Source organism: Paenibacillus sp. FSL H8-0175 (assembly GCF_045040615.1).
Classification (GTDB): Bacteria; Bacillota; Bacilli; order Paenibacillales; family Paenibacillaceae; genus Paenibacillus_AQ; species Paenibacillus_AQ odorifer.
Map to the genome: position 1 here is coordinate 1,137,135 of NZ_CP150299.1, position 24,516 is coordinate 1,161,650.

Sequence of the window (24,516 nt, forward strand, 5' to 3'; positions counted from 1 at the left end):
AATCTTAATAAGAGGGATTAGGAACTTACGGATGCGGAGAGCTCTGATTTTAATGCTTCATATTGACTACGCAGGCGTTGAAGTTTCGAGATACTTTGCTCCAATCCGCCGAGCCGGTTGCGTTCCGTCCACAAGAGACGATATTGGTGAAGGAGTATATCAAGATCATTGATTTGCTTCGTAATCAGCGCAGGATCAAGCGAATCTGGTGCTGATGTCAACTGTAGCTTGATTCTGCCAAGCTGCACAGCATGCTTCACGAAATGGATGCCATTACTCAATTCTTTCAGCACAAGAGCAGCATCCTCGCATTGAAGATCTAGCCCCGATAGCCGCGCCTCAATGGAGAGCAGATATTCTTCGAGATGATTGAAGTGTTCCTCAGTAAGCTTCTCTATGATTAGGAAATTGTCCAGATGGGTACGCAGCAGCAGGGACATTTCTGCATCATTCGAACGGTTGATACTGGATTCAAGCTGATAGTAATTGCCGAGATCCAGGAGCAGCTGGCCAATTCCCTCAGAACGATCTGCAAAAATAAATCTATTTAAATACTGTGCAGTATCTGCTTCCAGATTATGATCTACACTCCAGGATAGGGCTGCGCCGTAGGCGAAGCCGGCATAGCTGACCGGCAGATGCTGCCAGTGTCCAAAATCTCCCCAATCGGTAATGAGATAACCGATAGCGCCGTTGTTTTTGCCATGAATAGCTGCACTGCGCAGATTGGCTAACATATTGTCCGTGCGTCCTGTAATGGAGTTCCATGAGCTGGTGCCTGGGCAGACATAAAAAGGAATACCTGCTTCACGGAATTTGAGCGTATCGGACTCGAAGGGATGCTCCGCGCTATAACCCCATTCCATAGCAATAATATCCTTAGGAAGCTGAGGAATCAGTTCGGGATGCTGGATAATGATATCGCCCCAGAATTGCATCGTTTTGCCACGTTTTGTAACCAATTCATAAATTTTTTGCAGGAATGATAAATAGAGTTGACCTTTGCCTTGTGTTTCAGCCAGAGCTTTGTTTTTACCAAGGCCGAGTTCATAGGTCTCATCGCAGCCTACATTAAACTGATTGGAGCTAAAGTAGGGCAGCAGATCGTCAAACATTTTGTCTAGCAGAGGTAGTACAGCAGGATCTTCGGTATCAAAAGTACCAGGGTGCATAAATAAGCCTTCTGGATAAACGTCCTGCGCATACAAATTCTTCGGAAGCATAAAGCCTTCGGGAATTTCAGCTAAAGCGTTGAATTCTGGACGAGAGAGCCAGCCCTCCATATGCCCAAAGCTGTTCTGATTGGGAACAAGCTCTATATAACGTGCTTTGCAATAGGCATCCAGAAGCAGGATTTCCTCTCCGGTAATTGGGGTTTCAAGCTCCCAGACTTGAGGGAAGGATTCATAAGCGAACGGAGCACCTTCTATATATAGCTGAAGTTCATTCATCTTCAAATCAGCCATAAGGTCAATGATCCGGTACAAGGTTTCTTGCTTCGGGATTTTATTGCGGCTGATATCTATGAGCAGGCCTCTGGCTCCAAAATCAGGTTCATCGCGAATATGCAGCTGAGGTATAGATTTTCCACTTTGTTCTATGATTTGTTTCAGGGTTGCTGCTGCGTAGAAAGCGCCTACAGGAGAGCTATAGGAGACAACGATACCCTTCTGTTCGACAACAATCTCATAGGCCTGTGCAGATAATAATGGCACATAGTTAAAGTTACAGACAGATACAACGGTTGGACGTAAGCCAATGGATAAAGTCAGCTGCAGATTCAATGCTTGTGCAATTACTTCCTGTAGTTTTCGTGCAGCTGGCATGGCAGATTGTTCTTCCATATTAGGAAGTACGATGCTTCCGCTTGTTGGGAAATGGAAGGAGCCTTGTGACAATGTGATTTCACGCGGATTAGGGAAAAGCAGTAGTGTAGAATGATTAAGCATAGCGTGGACACCTCTTATTCATGTAGAATATGATCATCTTCACAATAACCTTATCACTACTAAACAAGGGGAGGAATGCCTATAATGTCCAAGCACATGGATTATATGATCAGTCCATATCCAATAAGAATTATTGATCCCAAGGTTGAATCCTCCAAGCTGAAGCTCAAGAATATAAGGGTGGGACAGGCAGGACATCTGCCAGGAAGAACGTTATTCCGTTCAGGTGTAGTTTTTGAGCACTGGGCCATTGTTTACATAGTGTCAGGTAGTGGCTCCTACATGGAGATTGGGGGAAAAGAGCAGCAGGTGCGTGAAGGCAGCTTATACTTTTTCCGCCCAGGTTACAGTTATAACTTTGGTCCACCACCGGGAGGCAGCTGGGATGAGTATTATATTAACTTTAATGGCACGCGTGTATCCGAATGGCTGGAATCGGGCCTCATAGCCGGGGGAAATGTTTTTCAAGCCCAATCTATAGTAGGTCTTACTACCTTATTTGAAGAAGTGCTGGAACGGATGGAGAGCGGAGAACCTGTAGATGCGGATCGGGCAGCATTATTGCTCGAAAGAATGCTGCTGGAGTGTTCTTTTATAATAGAAGAAAAAAGTTGGAATTCTCAGGCTGATTATATGCGTCAGATTCGGGAAGACCTGAACTTATGCATTTATGGTGAAATGGACCTAGAACAAATAGCGGCAAAACATCATGTTTCGATGTCTACACTTCGTCGTCTTGTTCGGCGCAGCAGTGGATACCCGCTTCATGAATATATTCACCGTCTAAAAATGGCGGAAGCCAAAAAGTTGCTTTTCAACACCTCATTACAAATTAAGGAAATTTCTAGTATGCTTCATTATAATGATCCGTTCTATTTTTCTCGTTTATTTAAAAAATATATGGGGATCGCACCCCAGCTTTGCCGGAATAACATTTAAATCGACATCATCCTACTAGAGTCCCAACAGCAATTGTTATAATTTGTATAATTGTTGTCGTTTTATAAGATATGTTGAAAATTATGGATTAATATTACATAAATACGTTAGTTCTTATTAACTATAGTGGATAAAATTCCAAATTTTAGTGATAAAACCTACTAAAAAAATAATAAATTTTTTGTAACTATTTTTCAAATGGAAGCGCAAACATGGGAAATGTCAACTTGTTATTGTGATTTTTCTCATGTATGATGCTTTTATCGAGCACAGTACAATCTTGCATTTTCCAAAAAACTGGAGAATAGGGTGGTGGGATGAAAATCAAACCAACTGCAGAAGACAAACTGATTGCGTATTACAGGTATTTTTCATTGTCCCTCACATCACTCATGTATCTTCTAGATCAGACGGGACCTTCCATAATTTATAAATCACTTATTATTGCTATACTTGTTATGTTTGCACAAACGTTCTCATTTTGTTATCGAAGGCTACGCAGCAGGCCGAAGACTCTCGTCCTGGCTGTTAGTATAGAGATGGTGGGAATTATCGCATTGACCTTGTTTACGGGTGGGTACGAAAGCTCTTTTAGGCTTTATGTGCTAAATCCTGTATTGATTGCTGCAGGCTCATTGTCCATTTATTTTGGATGGTCGTTGCTCTTAAGCTACATCAGTATTTTTGCGGTGCTCTGTTATTTTTTTATCAATTCTGCGAACAGAAATTTTCTGGAAATTGTATTTATAAATGGAAATCTGTTTCTAACACTGGTACTTACGGTTATAATAATGCAGATCGTTAATCGGATGAAGCGGCAACGTGAAGAATCGAATGCTCGCACGAAAGAGACGATGGAGCATATCAAATCCCTGTACCATATCGTGGAAACCTCAAGCCAACATGATTTCATGAATATCGGTCAAGTGATCACCGATTATGTTGTTAAGCTAACGAAGCTGGATAAGGCTTTGTTTTGGTTCGCCAAGAAAAGTGGAGAACCAGCTCCGCAGAGCAGGCAGACCGGCTGGCAGCAGGAAGAGGAACAGTTCCTATTCTCAGAACTGGGAAAACATGAGCATGAATGGAGATTGCAGCGAGAGCCTATTTTTAGAAATCTGCCGGGATTAGGAGATTTCCTGCTGATGCCTGTACGGATGAGCACCCGTTTTGTAGGGATGATTGGACTCAAGCTGGAGTCTACAGAGGGGCTGGAAGGCCGCAGATGGTATATTCAACAATTGATATTCTTATCTGAGCTAAGTGCGAATATTCTTGAAAGACATGAGCTTGGTGTGATCGAGAACCGGTTGATCATCACGAACGAACAGAACCGGATTGCGGATGAAATGCACGACAGTGTATCGCAGAGCCTTTTTGGTATTGTGTATGCGACGCATTCGCTGAAGGAATCGTGGAAGAGAATGTCAGATCATGAGCTAGAAGAACAAATTGAGCTTATTCATGATTCTGCTACAAAGGTTGCTAAAGAACTGCGGATCACGATCTACAGTCTTAGCTCCAAGAAGAGTGGCGGTCCTACTTGGTTGGGCATGGTAAGATCACATTTGAAGAGCTTATCCAGGTTAAATGATGTTGATATTGATTTAAAAATAACGGGCGATGATTTCAGTCTCCCTTATCCTTACCACAAAGCGCTTTTTCGGATTATCTCCGAAGCCACTGGTAATGCCATCAGGCATGGTGCTGCCAGTCGAGTGGATGTAGAACTGTCTCTAAAGCCGACTTGGATTCGATTATTGATTTGTGATAATGGTGTTGGTTTTGATACTGATTTGTTATGGATTGAATCTGAAGATAGTGTAAGCGGACTTGGCATGAAGAATATGCAATATTTGACCCAGTCGCTCGGCGGCGACTTTCAGTTGTCCAGTAATGAGAGCACAGGAACAAGAATTATGATTTCGATTCCTGTCGGTGTAGCTGAATTAAAGAATGCATAAACTTTAGGCGGGAGGTCGTTTCTGTGAAAATCGTCATTGTAGATGATCATCCTTTAGTTAGAAGAGGACTGGCATCTGTCATTTCAATGCAGCCGAATGTGCAGTTTGCAGGTGAGGCAACGAATGGCCAAGAAGCGCTTCTTGTGATTGAGGAGACGCAGCCTGATCTTGTATTGATTGATCTTAAGCTAGCAGATGAATCGGGATTGGATGTCATTAAGACAGCACGTGCTCGTGGTATCGTTAGTAAGTTCATTCTGTTGACGTCATCTGCGAGCAGAGAGGATTTCCTGAAGGCTGAAGAAGTACTGGTAGATGGATATGTACTGAAAGAGGCGTTGCCTGAGGAGTTACTGTTTGCTATCCAATTGGTGCATAAGGGAAGAAAGTATTACGATCCTGGTCTGATGGAAGATAAAATGCGCATGAGTGGAAGCAGCCCAACGGATGAATTGACACCCAAAGAAAAGGAAGTCCTGATCGAGCTGGGGCAGGGCGCATGCAACAGAGAAATTGCTTCACGTCTTTTCATTAGCGAATTTACGGTGAAAAAGCATGTCAGTCAGATTTTAGCAAAATTACAGGTGGCTGATCGTACACAGGCAGCGCTTTATGCAAATGCTGTCGGATTAACCAAATATGAAATGTCATACGAGTGAAAATTGAAATAATTCGTAAGCATTGTACATGAACACGGACAGGTTGTCCGTGTTTTTTTGTGCGTTAAAACTTAAATTAGCCCTATATATGGCACTAAAGTATACCTAATCCCCCTCTTAAGAGGTATAACGTCTTACTCCAAAGTGAAGAGGAAAGTGATGGTATGAGCCATGTGGCGAATGGTGTGGATTGATAGAATTAAAGCAACAACTGAAACTTTCATGAATGCTTTCAGAATGTAATTTTAGCGGAAGGAGGGTTACTGTGGAAAAGACGATTCTGGATTACATTAACCTGATTAAAAAAAGGTTTTGGCTCATCATGGTGTTCGTTTTGATCTCCTGTGCTACGACTTACTATGTTAGCAAAAACTTCGTTGAACCCGTCTATTCCGCTTCCGGACAGCTGCTTGTCAACAACATTGCCAAAGCTCCCGAGAGCAACAATCTTAACGATTTGAGCTTTAGCCTGAATTTAATTGAGAGTTACAAGGAAATTATGAAATCACCAACCATCATGAAAAGCGTAATAGAAAATCACCCGGAGTTTGGTCTCACGGCCGATGAACTAAGTCAGAAGCTTGAGATTAAAACTTCAGAGAAGAGTCAGGTGATCAACCTCAATGTTCAGGATGAAAGCTACACCAAAGCTGCCGGGATCGTAAATGCGGTATCGCAGACATTCATTCGTGAATTGCCGTCGCTGATGAGGGTAGACAATGTTACCTTGCTGACACCGGCCGATCCGACTGATGTTCCAGGGCCCTCGAACGGCGGGTTTGCGATGAATCTCATCATTAGCTTTGTTGTATCCCTTATGGCTGCCTTAGGAATTATTTTGCTGATGGAAACACTTAACGGCACATTAAGGTCTGAAAAGGAAGCGGAATATGACCTTGGTCTACCGGTAATTGCTTCGATCGCAACCATTCGCAAACGTGATTTGGGCAAGGCGGCAGGCGACACCAGAGTGAAGGAGGGTGCTTATGTTGCGGCTAAATAAGAGTCTGGTTACAGACGTTAATCCATCCTCGCATATCTCCGAATCGTTCCGATCACTGCGCACATATATACGTCAGCTTGAACTAGCGCAGGGCGGCGGAGGAAAAGTGCTGCTCTTTACATCAGCAGAAGCTGGGGCAGGCAAGACGACAATCTTGTCGAATCTCGCGGTTTCTTTCGTCCAGGACGGCAAGAAGGTAGCGGTGGTTGACTGCAATCTGAGACATCCCGGTCTTCATACCGTGTTTGAAGTAGAGGGGAGTGACGGGCTTGCGGCTTATTTAAGTGGGCAAGAGGAAGCAGATAACATCGCAGTCCTCGGAAACTTAGCCAATCTTTCAGTCATCCCGGCAGGAAAAACTCATGTTAGTCCGCCGGATTTGCTGGGGAACCCCAAAATGACCGCTTTGCTTGAGGAACTAAAAGAAAACTACGATCTGATCCTGCTGGATTCTCCTTCGGCAGTCGATTTCAGTGATGCTCGTATATTGGCACCTCAAGCGGACGGCGTGATTCTGGTGGCCAGATACGGAAAGTCCAAACGGGAATCGATTCGCAAAGCGAAGACGCTGCTTGAACAGACCGGCTCTAATCTAATCGGAATTGCCATGAACCAGGCGAAGTAAATGTTTATGCTTTCGAAGGAAGTTTTGCTTGAAGTCAAATTATTGAAGCTAATGCTCACAAAACTTAAGTTTATGCTTTCGAAGTGAGTTTTGTACGAAGTCAAATCATTGAAGCTAATGCTCACAAAACTTAAGTTTATGCTTTCGAAGTGAGTTTTGTACGAAGTCAAATCATTGAAGCTAATGCTCACAAAACTTTTAGGAGGTAAAGTGCGATGAAAAAGGTAAAAAAAGTAATCATACCCGCGGCAGGACTAGGTACGCGCTTTCTTCCTGCAACGAAAGCCATGCCTAAAGAAATGCTTCCGATTATCAATAAACCAACCATTCAATACATTGTTGAGGAGGCTATTGCTTCCGGTATTGAAGATATCATCATTGTTACTGGTAAAGGTAAAAGAGCCATTGAGGATCATTTTGACAATGCGTTTGAGCTGGAGTCTAGGCTTCTGGAAGATGGAAAGCTGGATCTGCTTAAAGAGGTTCAACGTTCAGCTAAGGTAGAAATTCACTATATCCGCCAGAAAGAACCGAAGGGTCTGGGGCATGCCGTATGGTGTGCAAGACGGTTTATCGGAGATGAGCCATTTGGTGTCATGTTAGGCGATGATATCGTCACAGGAGCCGTACCTTGCCTTAAGCAGCTGATCGATCAATATGAAGAAACACAAAACTCGGTTATCGGAGTTCAAGAGATTCCTGATGAATTCACGAATCGTTACGGTATTATTGAACCGGATTTGCAGGACGGTAAATTGTATCGGGTTAACAATTTTGTAGAGAAGCCGCCACTAGGTACGGCACCTTCCAATCTTGCGATCATGGGCCGGTATGTGTTTACGCCGAAGATCTTTAAGTATCTCGATTTGATGGAAGAAGGCGCTGGCGGAGAGATCCAGTTGACAGATGCCATTCAGAAGCTGAATCAGAGCGAACGGGTATATGCCTATAATTTTGACGGAACAAGATATGATGTCGGCGAGCGGCTTGGATATATTTTGACAACACTTGAATTTGCACTGCAAAGCGAAGATTTGCGCTATCCGGTGATGGATGCAATGGCGGAATGGCTGAATAAAATGGGACAAACCAGCTTGAGTAGTTAAGTTGAGTTCGCAAAATTTTAGATGAGGAGGATGAGCATGCAAAAACTGCCGGAAGACTACGAGGCGGTCCTGCCGAAACTTTACATGCTGCATACCGATGAGAGAAGGAAAGAAGCAGAGTCCTATTTGATAATGAAACGGATGATCGATATCTTTTTTTCCGCTCTTGGTCTTCTCGTGTTAATGCCATTATTTGTTGTCGTGGCGATTCTGATCAAGCTGGAGGATCCGAAAGGAAAGGTGTTCTTTCGGCAAAACCGGGTTGGGAAGAATGAAAAGCAATTCCCGATGTATAAGTTCAGATCCATGGTCAGTAACGCTGAGGAGTTAAAAGAAAACCTGATGGCCTATAACGAAGTGAGCGGTGCCATGTTCAAGATTAAGAACGATCCGCGGATCACACAAATAGGGAGATTCCTGCGCAAGACGAGCATCGATGAGCTACCTCAGCTGTGGAATGTGCTGATAGGTCAAATGAGTCTGGTCGGTCCTCGTCCTCCGCTGCCAGAAGAGGTGGCTCAGTATACGGATTATGACAAACAGCGTTTGACGGTTACTCCAGGTTGTACCGGATATTGGCAAGTAAATGCCCGAAACAGTGTCGGCTTCGACGAAATGGTACAGCTGGACTTAACCTACATCCATATTCGGAGCACCATGCTGGATCTAAAAATCATTGCTAAAACCGGACTGATGTTACTCGGTTCAAAAGATGCTTATTAATAATGTGGAAATTAGGTGAATGCCGATGCGTGAATACGGAGACGTTCCTAAGCTTTCCATTATCATCTGTACCTACAACAGAGCACCTTTATTGATCAAGACGCTTCAGTCACTTTTAAAGCTGGATCACTTAGAGCAGGCGGAGATCATTGTTGTGGATAATTGTTCCAAGGATGATACTGAAGCTTGCGTCAAAAAGTTTATAGGAAAGCATGGAGCTGATGTGGATATCCGCTACATGATGGAGCCGATGCAGGGGCTTTCAGCGGCTAGAAATACAGGAATTCTGGCTTCCAAATCGCCGCTGATTGCCTTTCTCGATGATGATGCCATACCTTGCCAGCGTTGGATAACAACGATTGTCAGTACTTTCGAGAGTAAACCGGAGGTCATGGCTATGGGAGGCAAAATCGCTCCGATATTTGAAAGTAAACGTCCGGACTGGTTGATTAAACCCTTTGAGCTTCCGTACACGATTGTTGATTTAGGTAGCCGGATTAAGGAATATCCCAAGCAACTTCATCCTTGTGGGGCCAATATGGCGATGCGGAAGCTCGTATTCGACATCAGTCTTTTTCCCCTAGATCTCGGAAGAAAGGGTGATTCTCTGCTCTCTGGTGAAGAGACCTGGTTATTCGGACAGATTCAAAAAGAAGGGCATTCCATCCTCTACCATCCGGAAATGGCGGTTGACCATTTCGTGCCGGCGGCCCGTTTGACGGAAGACTGGATTATGAGGCGCTATTATAGCCAAGGCATCTCTAACGCTATGAAAAGCGAAGGACTAAAAGGCAAGCTGCTTCTAGTGGGAAAGACAGCCGCTAAGCTCGTGTATATCCTGGCTGATTCTATCCTCTCAAGAAGTAAAGGAAGAAGGCTTTTGAATAAATGCAGGCTGGAGAGTATTCGTGGAACGCTTCATATGATTCTCAATCGGGAGAGGCATTCCGCAGCGGGGTGAGGGATTAACATGACAAATTTTGAGTGGGGCTCCAAATTAAATGTTTTGCCATACGGGATGCTCTATCTCATGTCGGCCCTGTTCTTTGGAACGGCGGTCATCTACCAGCCGATGATTGCGATAGCTGCCGTGCTTCTGATTATTTTGCTGGGAATCTCGATTTCACGGCCTGAACTGATCAGTTATTTCGTTCTAATCACGACGGCAATATCGATTAACTTTTTATATGATGGCAGCATGTTCGGAATGGAGATACTGTCCCTTTATAAATTGGTTATCGTGATGCTGCTTGTTCCTTGTATTCTGGTCAATGGCTTGCGGTTTCGTCTGAGTCACCCCTTGTGGGCAATGGTAGCGCTGCTGGTGATTACCTTTGGGTCTTCGATCTGGCTGCCGGAAATGACCTCATCCATTGCAGTTAAAGCTTTTATCGGTCTATCCATTCCATTCGTATTTTTATTAATCAACTGGAAAAAGAATGTAGCCGAGCTGCAAATCAAAATTATCTGTATGCTTCCCCTTGTTAGTGTAGTGGTTGGTTTGTTGCTGCAGCTTGCGCATGTTCATAATTTTCTCAACATCGAGTATACAGGCGCTGTACGGATTCAGGGGGCTAATATTCCTGCGCATTTAGCGATGCTGGCCTTTATGGGAGTAGCGATTCCATTTATAGAGGTGAAGCGGAATCCGCAGCAAGCACGCTTTTTCTATATCATGTTAGTTCTAAATTTCTTTATCTTGATTGGAACAGGAACAAGAGGGCCTATATTGGCACTTGGACTTACCGTTCTCTATTACTTCTATGATATTCTCCGCCAATATTTGAAGGGCAGAACCTATCTGCTAATTCCGTTGATGGGTGCATTTTTCCTGATTATGGTCGCCGTTTTCTGGCAGCTCGATAATTTTGAGAAACGTTCCTTTGAGAGACAGACAGATACGGCTGTTGATTTATCAGGAAGGTCAGAGGCATGGGAGTATTTCTTAAACAAGGCTGCGGACTCTCCTTGGTCTGGTAGAGGGCTTGGAGCAGTGACGGTAGCAAATGATGGAACATTGTATAAGGGTTTTGTAGTTCCGCACAACGAGTATATCCGCTTTTACTTCGATGGGGGATATATTGGCGCTATTCTGTTGATGTTCTCTTTATTGGCTGTATTTATTCTGGTGTACAGAGCATTGGCTCCGCCGATCAAACCTTATTATCTGTTATTTCTTGCAGCGTTTTTAATCTACTCATTCTCCGATAACACGCTGTCGACGGTCCAATTTATTATTCCGTTCTGTTGGTACCTGAACTGCCTGTATCGATCTTCACAGCCAACCGATTCCCCACAAAAAGAAGTGATACGATGAGTCAAGTGAATATGTTCGATGTCAATTTTGATAACTATGATTTCATGGATTTGCTTGATTACATTGATAAAACCATTCAGGAGAGGAATCAGTCTTATATCCTCACTTGCAATGTAGATCATGTGATCAAGCTTCGTAAGGATAAAGAATTTCAAACGGTATATTCGAAGGCAGGCGCAGTTGTTGCTGACGGAATGCCACTGATCTGGGCATCCAAAATGCTAGGCAAGCCGCTTAAGCAGAAGGTATCCGGCGCGGATCTATTTAATCGATTGGGCAACGCCTTTGAGCAAAGGAAGTACCGGCTGTTCTTCTTAGGCTCAGCTGAAGGCGTGGCGGAACGGGCAGCGATGAATTTGAAAACAGCACATCCCGGAATAAATGTGGTTGGCTGTTATTCTCCATCCTATGGATTCGAGCACAATGAGGAGGAGAATGAACGCATTATAGAAATGCTGACAGAGTGCCAGCCAGATATCGTGTTTGTTGGTGTAGGAGCACCTAAGCAGGAAAAGTGGATTTACCGCCACTATACCTCTTATCAAGCTCCGATATCGATCGGAGTGGGAGCGACCTTTGATTTTCTGTCAGGCTCAGTGAAACGAGCGCCTAGCTTCATGCAAAAAACAGGGTTCGAATGGTTCTGGCGGCTTAGCCAGGAGCCAGGCCGGCTCTGGAAAAGATATCTTGTGGACGATGCACAATTTCTACTTTTATTACTTAAGGAACTGCGTAAGCGGGATAAGGTGAAGGAAGGAGGCTTGGAATGAGTGTATTTACGCCCCCATCACTTAGGTTCATCAAGACAGTTGGATTAATAGGGGGGACTGCTGCTGTAGGTGTCTCTCTTCCGCTGATCATCGGCTTCTCCAGTGCGATGCTGAGTTCATCGAACAGTCTGCAGGGAGCCATTCTCTCAGCCATCCTATTCCCAGCTTTCTTGTTAGCCATACTTAGACCGAAAATGCTGGTTGCTTATACCTTGCTAATCTGGGCCGTAGCTCCAGAGCTGCGCCGCATTGCTGACTGGTCAGAAGGAGTGTATCACTCTGTATCCTTGCTGAGCTTAGCTCCCTTGTTAACCGGTGTAACCTTGATCATTCCGCTGCTGAAGGAGATTCATAATATTCAAAAAGCCTCCACGCGGATCATGTTAATGTTCGCAGTTGCGCTGGGTTATGGTGCTTTAATCGGTTTGGCTAAGAATGGCATGGGCTCAGTTTATGACTTAGCGAATTATATTGTGCCACTGCTGTTATTGCCGTACTTTGCCGTCACGAAGTTCAAGCCGAAGGATATCGATCGACTGCTTACCGCTTTTGCCAATATTGCAGTCCTAGTTGCCATTTACGGGATTGTTCAGTATTTGACGGTGCCACCTTGGGATGTGTTCTGGATGAAACATGCGGATATGATGTCCATCGGAAATCCATATCCATTGGAAATCCGAGTGTTCTCTACGCTGAATTCGCCCGGACCGGCTGCAACCTTCTTAGCGTTTGCTTTAGTTCCGATGATACTGGAGAAAAAATGGCGGGGAACATTGCGCTGGATCGGCGTTCTGCTAGTTGTAATCTGCCTGCTGACTACTTTGGTACGTGCGGCATGGCTGATACTCCTGGTGATGCTGCTCATGTATATTGGAACCTCTCCTTCTAAGGGAAAGTGGAAAACCTTGATCCAATTAGTTTTTGTGGCTGCTGCGTTGTTCTGGGTTGTGCCGAAGTTGCCTGGTGCCGAAGGACTGGTTGCTCGGGTAGAGACACTTTCTTCTGTTCAAGAAGATCACTCTTATAATGAACGGCTAAGCTTATGGCAAAACATGCTGCCGATGGTTGCCGCCAATCCAGTAGGTCAGGGAATTGGTAGTGTAGGCCAAGGGACTAAGCTTGGTAATGACGGCGAGCTTGGAGAGTACGGAATTATGGATAACGGAGTTATCGCTTTACTGCTTACCTTTGGTGTTCTGGGTGCTGTTTTCTTCTTCGGAGCTTTAGGCGCAGTTGTCAAACAGATATTCGCTAGAGTAATCAGCAGGGACCAATTGCAGCCCTACGCCCGACTTGCGTTAGCTACTTGGACCGGTGCGATTGTCAGTCTAGTTTCAGATAATGGGTTTCCCGGACTCAAGGGATACTTAATCTGGATGCTGATCGGTCTTGGCCTCAGCGCAAGGGAGATTACTCAAAGTAGAAGGAAGGGAACACCGTATGCAGCAGTTGAATGCAAAATCTCTCCCCGCTAGAACAATCTGGTCATCTTTTAGACTGTTCGCCAAGAGCAAGGACAACAGCTCGGCAGCCGTAAAAACTATGTTTGTCAGTGTCATGATCCTATTGATTAACATGTTAACTGGTGTACTGACCGCACGTTATCTTGGACCGACAGGTCGTGGGGAACAGACGGCAATGATTAACTGGTCACAGTTTCTGGCGTTTAGCATGAGCTTTGGCATTCCTTCAGCTCTCATCTATAACGCTAAGAAAAATCCGGAGGATGCCGGAGTGCTTTATCGTATGGCATTGCTGCTCGGTACCATTTTTGGAGTCATAGCGATGATTATAGGTATCGTGGTCTTGCCTTATTGGCTGAAATCCTTCAGTCCGGAGGTCGTGACCTTTGCTCAGTGGTCTATGATTCTGTGTCCGATTATAGTGATCTCTCAAATTAACAATGCAGCTTTTCAATTCAGAGGCGAATACAAGAGGTTTAATTGGATTCGCTATCTAGTGCCGTTGCTTACACTGACGATGATCGGGATATTGATCGCGCTGGATCAGATGAATCCATTTACAACTGCAGTTGCCTATCTTCTTCCGGGAGCTCCGCTGTTTATCGGAATGACGATTTCCTTGCTTCGTACCTATAAGGTGAAGATGAGAGGGGCCTATCAGAATTTAAAAAGATTGTTTACTTACGGGCTTGGTTCCTACGGCAATGACTTGCTTGGCAATTTCTCTACCTATATCGATCAGATCGTAATTGCCGGTTTGTTAAGACCTGCTGATTTGGGGCTGTATGTAGTGGCTGTGAGTCTATCACGAATGGTTAATTTTTTCTCAAGCTCAATTACGATCGTGTTGTTTCCTAAGGCTTCTGAGCTGTCCAAAGAACAGGCAGTTGAGTTAACATTCAAAGCCTTCCGAATAAGTACGACCTTCACCATGCTTGGCGGAGTATTCCTGATGCTCTTAGCCCCTTTAGTAATTCCGTTGATGTACGGCAAAGACTTCAATGCGGCATTAACCGTGTTTCGCTTATTGCTCCTTGAAGTGACCATTAGCGGAGGGACGATCATTCTGGCGCAGGCCTTTATGGCGTTAGGCAAGCCAAAAGTGGTTTCGATGCTTCAAGGTTTCGGCTTACTTTTGGTTATCCCAATGTTGTTCCTGCTCATCCCTAAATTTGGCTTACTCGGAGCAGGGATAGCGATGTTGTCATCAGCAATCCTGCGATTTTTCTTCATTGTTCTCAATATAAAGTACACCTTAAAAGTTAAACTTCCGCGGTTGCTCATTACCCGGGAGGACATTCAGTGGATGAAGACGACGATGAATTCTTACATTCGCAAGAAACCTATGGATATGAATGGATAATGCGAAAGATAAAGGAGGAAACCTTCATGGATTCAGTAAAAAGCGTGGTAGGCGGCCAAGGCAATTATCCAATATCGGCTGTCATCATCGCTCAGGATGACGAAGTTCGAATATCTAAGGCCATACAATCCTGCAGGTTATTCGCCGACGAGGTGGTTGTGATTGACGGAGGCAGCAAAGACGGGACAGTACAGCTTTCTGAAAGCTTGAATTGTCGTGTATACGTCAACCCTTGGCCCGGATATGCGAAACAGAGGGAGTTCGGAGTAGAACGCGCGGTTCATGATTGGGTCTTCCTTATTGATACTGACGAAGTGGTCAGCGACGAGTTGGCCGCGAGTATTCTTGAACTGAAACCGGGGCTTATGGATCAATCGGTTGCCTATTCTATCTACCGGATTGGCGATTTTATGGGCAGATGGCTGGATCGTGGCGAATATCTAGTGCGCCTTTACAACCGCAAAGCGTATGGAATTCGAAATAGCTTGGTGCACGAGATGCCCGAGGTCTCTGAAGAGCGAACCATACGTTTGACAGGAACCCTCTGGCATTATGGTTACCGCAGTATTAACGATCATGTGGCACGTTTCAATAAGTACACTGACTTGGAAGCTGAAAGTGCGTATGCCAAGGGCAAACGATTTCGGGTCAGTCATCTGCTGTTAAGACCACCAGCCCGTTTCCTGCAAAAGTATTTCTTACACGGGTTGTTCAAGAAGGGAATGTCAGGTTTCGGAGTATCCGTATTCTGGGTCATGTATGAATTCATGGTCGGCTTCAAGCATTACGAATTAATTAGATCGGGAAAGCTGACTCAGCACAATGCGAAGACGAGTCAGACCGAGAAGGAGAATAAAGGAGAGAGAAGCTATGCCGTACAGTGACGGATTGAACATTATGACGACAGGCCTTAGCTGGCCGTCGCTACAGCCGGGTGGGCTTAACACGTATTTCAAATCCGTTTGCGAGCAACTCTCCTCACGTAATCGGGTGCATGCGCTGATTTGCAGTCAAGAGACGCCTGCTACCCCTGAGGAATTGATTATTCACAATGCCGGAGATCCAAAAGATGGAATCTGGAAACGTAAGGATGCTTTCCAGCGTAAGGCGGCCGATCTGATGGGAGAGGGCAGTGGCCGTATAGATATTTTATACACTCACTTTGCTCCTTATGGTATTGGTCCAGCCCTGGAAGCAAAGAAACGTGGGATTCCTGTAGTGATGACTTTTCATGGCCCATGGAATGAAGAAATGAAAATCGAAGGCCAAGGCATTAAGCACCGGGTCAAAACAACCATCGCCAAATCCATTGAACATAGAGCCTATAAGCTTGCGGATAAGTTCATCGTGCTTAGTGAGACGTTCCGCGATATTCTCCATAAGCTGCACGGAGTGCCACTACACAAAATTATTGTGATTCCAGGCGCAGCTAATGTGGAACGTTTTATTCCCGCTACGAATCGATTGGCGATTCGCCGGACCTTGAATTTACCTGAGGGAGCAACAACCGTGCTGACTGTCCGGCGTTTGGTCAATCGGATGGGACTACTCCAGCTGCTTGAAGCCTGGAAGCAAGTTGCGGAGCGATTCCCAAATGCAATTCTGCTGATTGGTGGTAAAGGGCCGTTGCGGGGGGAACTGGAAGAAAAAATCGCCGACTATGGCTTAAGCAACAAGGTAAGACTGCTAGGCTACATTCCTGATCATGAACTAGCCTCTTATTATCAGGCAGCGGACATGTTCGTGGTTCCCTCACAGGCATTGGAGGGCTTTGGTTTGATTACCGTTGAAGCCTTATCTTCAGGATTGCCAGTGATGGCTACACCGATTGGCGGCAATAAGGAAATTTTGCAAGGCTTCCGGCCGGAGCTGCTATTTAAGAGTTCAAGTAGCGACCACATGGCTGAAGGCATGATCCATATGCTTAGCAATCGAAAACTGCTTCCGAGCCGGGATGAATGTAGGGAGCATGTACTGGAGAGATATACCTGGGAGCATGTTACGGATCAAGTAGAATCCGTGTTCCTACAAGCTTTAGGAGAGGAGGTGACCACGTAATGCTTAGAGTGGCTTATATAGATCACACTGCTAAATGGAGTGGTGGAGAAGTTGCCCTGTTTAACATCCTTACCCATATTGGAGAACAGATCGATCCCCTGGTAATCCTGGCTGAGGATGGTGCCCTGGCTGAACGGCTACGTGAAAAAGGAATGGATGTCCGTATTATTCCGCTGGATGAGAGCATCAGAAGTCGTGGTAGAAATGCAGTCAACTTGGGAGCACCTGCTGCAGCCTTCAAGCTGTTGGCTTATGGCCGCAAGCTTGCGCCGCTTTTAAAAGCGGAGAAGGTAGATTGCGTGCACACCAATTCCCTGAAATCTGCATTATACGGAGCCATCGCTGCAAAAATAGCGGGCGTTCCATTGATCTGGCACATCCGGGATCATATTGGAGCTCCTTATTTAAAGCCAATCGTTGCCAAAGGAATTCGTTTGCTGTCGCGTCTGCTCCCCAATGGAGTCATCGCAAATTCACATTCTACGCTGAATGCTTTGGAGCTGCCGCGTTCGAAAAAAACGCTGGTCGTATACTCCGCTTTCGCTAAAGCGATTGGTAATGGGATCGGTATGCGGGACCAGAAGGATTTTAACGTACTGCTAGTTGGTCGATTGGCGCATTGGAAAGGTCAGCATATTGTGCTGGAAGCCGCAAAAAGCTTTAAGAACGAACCTCGTGTGAAATTCTGGCTGGCCGGAGACGCTCTGTTTGGAGAAGAGGCTTATAAGCAGGAATTGCTGCAAAAGATAAAAAACGACGAGCTTACTAATGTAAGCATGCTAGGGCATGTGGATGATATTCAAGGCCTTATGAATACTGCTGATTTACTGATTCACACTTCGGTAACTCCTGAGCCTTTTGGCCAAGTTATCGTTGAAGGAATGGCAGCGGGATTGCCGGTGATCGCCTCCAATGAAGGCGGGCCGGTAGAAATTGTAGTTCAAGGTGAGACAGGGCTACTGATAGAGCCTGGTGACGCGGCGATACTGGCAGACTCCATTAAATGGATGCTGGATCACCCAGAGGAAAGACGGCGGATGGCGGACAATGGGATGAAACGAGTGAAAGAGCATTTTGTTATCGAGAATACGGTCAAGGACATCGTTGACTACTATAAAGGTTTGTTGGCGGGCACCTGACAGATGATGATATGACGCGGTAATTCTGAAGATGATGCTCCATAAAACTTTGAGGATGATTCACATGAAAATTGCGATAGCGCACGATTACTTAATCCAAATGGGCGGCGCGGAAAGAGTGGTGGAAGTCTTTCATCACATGTATCCCGAGGCTCCAATCTACACAACGGTTTTTAACGGAAGCCGCCTTACTGACAATCTCAAAGATGCGGATATCCGTGCCTCCTGGCTGCAAAAGATTCCGGGGGTAAAGACCAATTTTAAAGGGGTGCTGCCACTTTATCCAATGGCCATCCGTGATTTGGACTTTCGCGGTTTCGATATCGTCCTGAGTTCCAGCAGTGCTTTTATGAAAAGTATTCAAGTTCCTAAACATACGTTTCATCTTTGTTACTGCCATACGCCTATGCGCTTCGCATGGGATTATGACACCTACATGGAACGTCAGTCGAATTCCGGGCTGTTCAAAAAAATGCTTAAGGTATACATGCAGCAGCTCAAAACGTGGGACCAACGGACTTCCAAAAATGTGAATCAGTTCGTAGCCAATTCTTCAGTAGTGAAGACGAGAATTCAGAATTATTATCACCGGGATGCAGATGTCATATTTCCACCGATTAATACAGCCCGGTTTACAAGCTCTTCTACCATTGGTGACTACTATTTAATTGTCTCCCGGCTTGTTTCCTACAAGCGGATTGATCTGGCAGTAGAGGCTTTCAATCGTAACGGTCTTAAGCTTTATATCGTAGGGGATGGACCGGATCGCAAGCGTCTCGAAGGCATGGCTAAGGATAATGTATCGTTTCTGGGCCGGCTAGAAGATGAACAAGTAACTGGAATGATGGCACAGTGTAGAGCATTTATTTTTCCAGGAGAAGAGGACTTTGGAATTACACCGCTGGAAGCGAACGCTGCAGGAAGACCGGTAATTGCTTATCAAGCAGGTGGGGCACTAGATACTATTATTCCTTATGTAAATGGTGTGTTCTTTCAGCATCAAGAAGTGGAGGATCTACTTAAGGCTATTTATGAAGTAGAGTCCTACGCTTGGGATATCGATCAAATTATGGAGCATGCACGTAAATTCGATGAGCAGGCGTTTATGGTTAAGTTCAAGCAGTATGTTGAGCAGGCGTACGTCAATTTTCTAAAAGGAGGATGATTATATGAAGCTGACAGTAATCGGTACTGGGTATGTGGGTCTTGTATCTGGCGTGTGCTTTGCACTGGGCGGACATCATGTCATCTGTGTGGATAAGGACGAGGAAAAGATTAAGAAGCTGAAACAGATGGAATCGCCCATCTATGAGCCGGGAATCGAGGAACTGATTGAACTGAATCTTCGTGAGGAACGGTTATCTTTTTCTGCAGATCTTCAAGCGTCGGTGCGCCGTTCAGATATTATCATTCTTGCTGTAGGTACGCCATCATTGCCTAACGGTGAAGCAGACTTAACCTACATTGAGGGTGCAGCCGCTGAAATCGCCAAAGCGATGGAAGGGCACAAAATTATAATGACTAAATCTACAGTTCCAGTAGGAACAAATGAAAAAATCTCTCAAATGATCTCTAAGTATACCCAACATTCTTTTGATATCGTGTCTGCACCTGAGTTTTTACGTGAAGGGTCAGCGATTCGCGATACGCTCCATCCTGATAGAATTATCATTGGCCTTGATAATCCAGAGCTGGAACCAACAATGCGCGAGCTTCATAAGGGTTTCACAGAAAATGTATTTGTAACAGATATACGCAGTGCTGAAATGATCAAATATGCTTCGAATGCATTTTTGGCCACGAAGATCTCCTTTATTAATGAGATCGCCAATATTTGTGAAAAAGTGGGAGCTGATGTAACCGAGGTAGCACAAGGAATGGGTATGGACCAAAGAATCGGGTCATCCTTCCTGCAGGCTGGTATCGGTTATGGAGGCTCCTGTTTCCCGAAAGACACTAATGCGCTCATTCAAATTGCGGGCAACGTCGATTACGAATTCAAATTATTGAAATCTGTAGTCGAAGTGAACAAGGGACAACGGTTTATGATCATCTCCAAGCTGCATGAATCACTTGGCAGCCTGCGCGGTTCGACAATTGGGATATGGGGGCTTGCTTTTAAGCCTAACACTGATGATGTCCGCGAAGCTCCAGCCAGAGAGATTGTTGAGGCACTGGTGGCTGAAGGGGCAACAGTCAAGCTATATGATCCAATCGCAGCTACAAATTTCAGGCAGCAATACGATCATCCGCAGCTTCGCTGGTGCAATCTGCCAGAGGAGGCGGCTGAGGGCAGCGATGCCGTATGCCTCTTGACCGATTGGAGCCTACTGAAGGACATTGATCTGCATCAGCTGTCGAAAAGCATGCGCAATGGGGTGCTGATCGATGGACGCAACGTGTATTCCAAGGAGCAAATCGAGGGTACCGGCCTCGTTTATCATTCTGTCGGCCGCCCGCAGATGGGTGGATTGAGCGGTTATTCTGCTAGTGTGGCTGGAGCAGTTTAATGATTTGTGTTAAGTGTCAGTCGCAACTGCGGTGAATGTTTGGACTTCCAGCCGCTGTTGTCTGCAGATTTCCTGATTTTAACCGCTGATAGCGGTAGAAATCCGCAGACAAAGGCGGACGCTATCGCTCTTACAGTTCCAAAATTCCCCTCCGCCACTTCGTTCCCTTATTTTAAGGTTCTAAGCAATTTATAAAGTTAGGTACTCTGATTATATACCGCAGTAGCAGTAGCATTTGTAGTTGTAGTTGTCATTGTCTCTGTCTCTGTGGTGGCAATTAGTCTTGCTCTTGTAGTTGCAGTTGTTCTTGCAGTTGCAGCTGCCTCCCCCGGAGCAGAAGCAAATCTTTAGAAAAACGTGCTTGCTTCCGGCTGGTACAGTCCGGTACGCACGGATCAAGTATTAAGAAGAAGTTGGTTAGGTGAAGAACGGAAAGGGAATTTGGAACTGTAGAAACGGAGTGTTCGCCCGAAAGATTTCCGTAGGAAAGCTAGCTTCGAAAGCATATGCTATCCTCGGATTTCTACCGCGAGAAGCGGTTCAATCAGGAAATCTGAGGATAACAGCGATCGGAAGTCCAAAATCCCTTGGAGTGGTTTCTACCTAACAAATTTTTTTAGTGCATCCGCTCGAAATAAGGCTAAGTGGAAGCTGACGTTTTGATAACAATTCAAATATGCTCGATTTCCATAATTCAAGGAGGGTTCATTCTATGAAAATGGTACTTCTATCAGGCGGTTCAGGTAAACGGTTATGGCCGTTGTCCAACGACTCACGTTCAAAGCAATTTCTAAAGGTACTTGAAAGCCCTCAAGGTGAACCAGAATCCATGGTACAACGTGTCTGGAGACAGCTGGAGGAAGCAGGGATGGCAGAATCATCTTATCTGGCCACCGGCCGCGGCCAAGTAGAAATGATACAAAGCCAACTGGGAAGTCATGTGCCGATTATCGTTGAACCGGAGCGTCGGGATACTTTTCCGGCTATCGCCTTAACAGCTACCTATCTTTATTCAGTGGCAGGTGTTTCTCCAGCGGAGACGGTAGCAATATTGCCTGTTGACCCTTATGTAGAAGCATCCTTTTTCGATACCATAGCTATGCTTGAGGAGACCATGCTGGAAAGTGGAGCAAATCTGGCTCTAATGGGTGTTGTTCCTGAACATGCCTCAGAGAAATACGGATATATTATTCCTACCACCGAAGAGGCGGGGGAAAATGGTTTTATGAAGGTGAGTCACTTTCAAGAGAAACCAGACCGCATACAAGCAGAACAGCTCATCGAACAAAATGCCTTGTGGAATTGCGGAGTGTTTGCCTTCCGCTTAGGGTACTTGTTAGATATTTTGCAGCGTAAAGGGTTGCCTTTAGGATATGAAGAATTGCAGAAGCAGTATAAGCTATTGTCTTCCATCAGCTTTGATTATGAAGTGGTGGAGAAAGAAGAACATATTGTGGTGCAGCCGTATGATGGATTCTGGAAGGATCTTGGAACGTGGAATACGCTGACAGAGGAAATGAGCAGCAAGCATGTAGGAAAAGGTTTTGTGACGGCGGATTCTGAGGGGACTTGCTTGATTAATGAGCTGGACATTCCGATAACGGTAATTGGTGCGAAGGATCTGATCATTGCGGCTAGCCCGGATGGAATTCTAGTTACCCATAAAGCTGAGAGCCCACGGATTAAAGAAGTGCTGAAGACCTTTGAACAAAGACCGATGTACGAGGAACGCCGTTGGGGTCATTACAAAGTTATTGATTATGTGAAATATGATGAAGGCAATGAAGTGCTGACCAAACGGATTTTTATATCCGAGGGGAATAATATCAGCTATCAATTACATCGCAAGCGTAGTGAAATTTGGACAATCGTCAGCGGCGAAGCTAGTATTGTGCTGAATGAGAAAAAACATAATGTGAAGGCTGGGGACGTGGTACGTATACCGGAAGGAACGAAGCACGCGATCCTTGCTTTGACGGATGTTGAGTTTATAGAGGTACAGACGGGGTCTGAATTAGTAGAAGAAGATAACATACGTATTACTTTAGACTGGAATGATATAGAACTACAACAATTCATTTCATAGGTCTAACCTATCTATTTAACCAATTCAAATTTTCTTGAAACAGGTAAATTGACTCAATTATCAAAAAAAGTCATAAAAACACTAAATATATCATTAATTGTCGTCGATACTTACGGTAAGAGAGATTATTTCTCTTAAATTGAAAAGGCAAACCTATCGAAAGGTAGGGACGCAAAGCTATAGGGCCTTCGAAAGAGTGGCAGCCTGGCTACCGAAAGGGAGATTATTTTGAAAGCTTACCGTACGTATCGATTGTTTGGTGCATTTCTGTCACTCGTCCTGTTTCTGACTGCACTTCCGCTTGCTGTTGGAATTTCGCCGTCTGTTGTCATAGCTGCTTCAAATTCTGGAACGCCAGTTACCCCAGGTGCCTCACCTGAAGCCGTAAAGCTGCTTAACTATTTTTACTCGATCTCAGGAAAAGGTATTATTGCCGGTCAACATGACTATTTAGAAAGTCCAGATGAAATTAACAATATGCTGAAGGGAACCAGCGGACAATATGCGGCTCTTCACGGTTATGAAATGGGTGCGATCAGTGGCCAGTCCGAAGCAACGATGGCTTGGCAACGTCAAAATGTGGTGAATAGCGCCATCAACTGGAATAAAGCGGGCGGGATCGTAGCTATGACTTTTCATGCTAACCTGCCGGGCACCTCTTATGACTGGGATAATGTGAAAAAAACACTTAGCCAGAGTGAGTTCGATAGTTACGTTACACCGGGTACCAAGCAATATAACAATCTGATCGCTGAGCTTGATAAGGTGGCCGTCTCTTTAAAAAGCTTGCGCGATGCCAATGTTCCGGTGCTTTGGAGACCCTATCATGAAATGAACGGGAACTGGTTCTGGTGGGGGAAGAAAAATAACTTTTCTACACTATGGAATATTATGTATGACCGTTTTGTTAACGTTCATAAATTAAATAATTTGTTATGGGTATGGAGTCCGAATGCTCCCAATGTTTGGTCAGATCCTTATGCGCTAACTTATCCAGGTGCTGATAAAGTAGATATTCTGGCAGCAGATATATACGAAAATGATTACCAGCAAAAATACTATGACAGCTTATTGAGTCTAGCCGCAGGCAAACCGATTGCGATCGGGGAAAATGGTGAAATGCCTAATCTGGAGAAGCTTCAGCAATCGCAAAGTAAATGGACGTATATGATGAGCTGGGGAAAAATGCTTTACGAGAATAACAGTGCAGACACAATCAAAACATTTATGAATAGCAACTATACCCTGACCAGAGATAAATTAAATACTGGTCTGGCACCGACACCTAGCGCCGCACCAGCGCCGGCACCTTCTGAAGAAGAGGGGGAGGCAGCAATTCCTCTCGCGAAGGGGCTTGCAGGAGAGTATTACAACAACATGCAATTGTCGGGAGCAGCAGCTCTTAACAGAACTGATGCAATAATCGATTTCAATTGGCGGCAAGGCTCCCCGGATGCCGCCCTCGGGATTGATCGGTTCTCCATACGTTGGAGCGGTAAAATTAAGCCATTATATAATGAGCAATATACATTTTACACTACCTCAGATGATGGTATCCGTGTCTGGGTGAATGGGGAATCCGTGATTGATAGTTGGACTAAGCAAAGTGGTACTGAGCGTAAGGGCACTATAACGCTGAAGGCTGGCCAGCTATATGATATCAAGGTGGAGTATTACGAGAATGAAGGCGATGCGAGAGTCCGCTTGATGTGGGAAAGTGCTAGTCAAGCTAAAGAGACAGTTCCAGCAAGTGCACTTTTTCTTCCGGATGTCTCCTGATTGATGAAAATTAAAGGTCGATCCTTAGTGGCTCTGCGTTATTGCAGAGCTACTAAGCTATAG

General features: G+C 45.0%; 20 protein-coding genes and 1 riboswitch. Of the genes, 19 read left to right on the forward strand and 1 reads right to left on the reverse strand.

Annotated elements, in window-relative coordinates; all coding sequences use genetic code 11:
* Positions 1-17: 17 nt before the first annotated feature.
* Complete coding sequence (locus MHH46_RS04875; RefSeq protein ID WP_076194184.1) at positions 18-1,949, reverse strand: glycoside hydrolase family 20 zincin-like fold domain-containing protein; 1,932 nt, start codon at positions 1,947-1,949, stop codon at positions 18-20.
* A gap of 84 nt (positions 1,950-2,033) precedes the next feature.
* On the opposite strand from MHH46_RS04875, the gene MHH46_RS04880 reads away from it, so the two are divergent.
* From MHH46_RS04880 to MHH46_RS04970, 19 genes are all read left to right on the forward strand, one after another.
* Positions 2,034-2,888: an AraC family transcriptional regulator gene (locus MHH46_RS04880; RefSeq protein WP_038568894.1), complete on the forward strand. Its 855-nt coding sequence runs from the start codon at positions 2,034-2,036 to the stop codon at positions 2,886-2,888.
* A gap of 317 nt (positions 2,889-3,205) precedes the next feature.
* Positions 3,206-4,852 (forward strand): sensor histidine kinase, encoded by a 1,647-nt coding sequence (locus MHH46_RS04885; RefSeq protein ID WP_076137153.1) that lies wholly within the window; start codon positions 3,206-3,208, stop codon positions 4,850-4,852.
* A gap of 23 nt (positions 4,853-4,875) precedes the next feature.
* The gene (locus MHH46_RS04890) at positions 4,876-5,511 is read left to right on the forward strand and encodes a response regulator transcription factor (protein WP_036676623.1); all 636 of its coding nucleotides are present in this window, start codon (positions 4,876-4,878) and stop codon (positions 5,509-5,511) included.
* Positions 5,512-5,776: 265 nt separating this feature from the next.
* Positions 5,777-6,514 carry a YveK family protein gene (locus MHH46_RS04895; RefSeq protein WP_076129269.1) on the forward strand — a complete coding sequence of 246 codons (738 nt, stop codon included), beginning with the start codon at positions 5,777-5,779 and terminating at the stop codon, positions 6,512-6,514.
* Entirely contained in the window at positions 6,498-7,139 is a 642-nt protein-coding gene (locus MHH46_RS04900; RefSeq protein ID WP_076129268.1) for a CpsD/CapB family tyrosine-protein kinase, read from the forward strand. The genes MHH46_RS04895 and MHH46_RS04900 overlap by 17 nt, the downstream gene beginning before the upstream one ends.
* A gap of 215 nt (positions 7,140-7,354) precedes the next feature.
* Positions 7,355-8,245 carry a UTP--glucose-1-phosphate uridylyltransferase GalU gene (galU, locus tag MHH46_RS04905; protein ID WP_042185171.1) on the forward strand — a complete coding sequence of 297 codons (891 nt, stop codon included), beginning with the start codon at positions 7,355-7,357 and terminating at the stop codon, positions 8,243-8,245.
* Positions 8,246-8,275: 30 nt separating this feature from the next.
* Positions 8,276-8,968 (forward strand): sugar transferase, encoded by a 693-nt coding sequence (locus MHH46_RS04910; protein WP_076129267.1) that lies wholly within the window; start codon positions 8,276-8,278, stop codon positions 8,966-8,968.
* Positions 8,969-8,993: 25 nt separating this feature from the next.
* Positions 8,994-9,929: a glycosyltransferase gene (locus tag MHH46_RS04915; RefSeq protein WP_036676610.1), complete on the forward strand. Its 936-nt coding sequence runs from the start codon at positions 8,994-8,996 to the stop codon at positions 9,927-9,929.
* A gap of 9 nt (positions 9,930-9,938) precedes the next feature.
* Positions 9,939-11,285 carry an O-antigen ligase gene (locus tag MHH46_RS04920; protein ID WP_076194187.1) on the forward strand — a complete coding sequence of 449 codons (1,347 nt, stop codon included), beginning with the start codon at positions 9,939-9,941 and terminating at the stop codon, positions 11,283-11,285.
* Positions 11,282-12,055 carry a WecB/TagA/CpsF family glycosyltransferase gene (locus tag MHH46_RS04925; protein WP_036676606.1) on the forward strand — a complete coding sequence of 258 codons (774 nt, stop codon included), beginning with the start codon at positions 11,282-11,284 and terminating at the stop codon, positions 12,053-12,055. Before MHH46_RS04920 ends, MHH46_RS04925 begins: the two co-directional genes overlap by 4 nt.
* Positions 12,052-13,530: an O-antigen ligase family protein gene (locus MHH46_RS04930; protein ID WP_076129265.1), complete on the forward strand. Its 1,479-nt coding sequence runs from the start codon at positions 12,052-12,054 to the stop codon at positions 13,528-13,530. The genes MHH46_RS04925 and MHH46_RS04930 overlap by 4 nt, the downstream gene beginning before the upstream one ends.
* Positions 13,496-14,881 (forward strand): oligosaccharide flippase family protein, encoded by a 1,386-nt coding sequence (locus MHH46_RS04935; RefSeq protein ID WP_076129264.1) that lies wholly within the window; start codon positions 13,496-13,498, stop codon positions 14,879-14,881. Before MHH46_RS04930 ends, MHH46_RS04935 begins: the two co-directional genes overlap by 35 nt.
* 26 nt (positions 14,882-14,907) lie before the next feature.
* Entirely contained in the window at positions 14,908-15,765 is an 858-nt protein-coding gene (locus tag MHH46_RS04940) for a glycosyltransferase family 2 protein (RefSeq protein ID WP_038568901.1), read from the forward strand.
* The gene (locus tag MHH46_RS04945) at positions 15,752-16,939 is read left to right on the forward strand and encodes a glycosyltransferase family 4 protein (RefSeq protein WP_036676596.1); all 1,188 of its coding nucleotides are present in this window, start codon (positions 15,752-15,754) and stop codon (positions 16,937-16,939) included. The genes MHH46_RS04940 and MHH46_RS04945 overlap by 14 nt, the downstream gene beginning before the upstream one ends.
* Complete coding sequence (locus MHH46_RS04950; RefSeq protein ID WP_036676593.1) at positions 16,939-18,078, forward strand: glycosyltransferase family 4 protein; 1,140 nt, start codon at positions 16,939-16,941, stop codon at positions 18,076-18,078. The genes MHH46_RS04945 and MHH46_RS04950 overlap by 1 nt, the downstream gene beginning before the upstream one ends.
* 64 nt (positions 18,079-18,142) lie before the next feature.
* Positions 18,143-19,243 carry a glycosyltransferase gene (locus MHH46_RS04955; RefSeq protein WP_036676592.1) on the forward strand — a complete coding sequence of 367 codons (1,101 nt, stop codon included), beginning with the start codon at positions 18,143-18,145 and terminating at the stop codon, positions 19,241-19,243.
* Between the two features lie 4 nt (positions 19,244-19,247).
* Positions 19,248-20,588, forward strand: coding sequence for a UDP-glucose/GDP-mannose dehydrogenase family protein (locus MHH46_RS04960; protein WP_076194190.1), 1,341 nt, complete (start codon positions 19,248-19,250; stop codon positions 20,586-20,588).
* Positions 20,589-21,300: 712 nt separating this feature from the next.
* Positions 21,301-22,674, forward strand: coding sequence for a sugar phosphate nucleotidyltransferase (locus tag MHH46_RS04965; RefSeq protein ID WP_076194192.1), 1,374 nt, complete (start codon positions 21,301-21,303; stop codon positions 22,672-22,674).
* Between the two features lie 136 nt (positions 22,675-22,810).
* A riboswitch (cyclic di-GMP riboswitch) is annotated at positions 22,811-22,890 on the forward strand.
* Positions 22,891-22,902: 12 nt separating this feature from the next.
* Positions 22,903-24,453 (forward strand): glycosyl hydrolase, encoded by a 1,551-nt coding sequence (locus MHH46_RS04970; RefSeq protein ID WP_081387948.1) that lies wholly within the window; start codon positions 22,903-22,905, stop codon positions 24,451-24,453.
* Positions 24,454-24,516 lie beyond the last annotated feature (63 nt).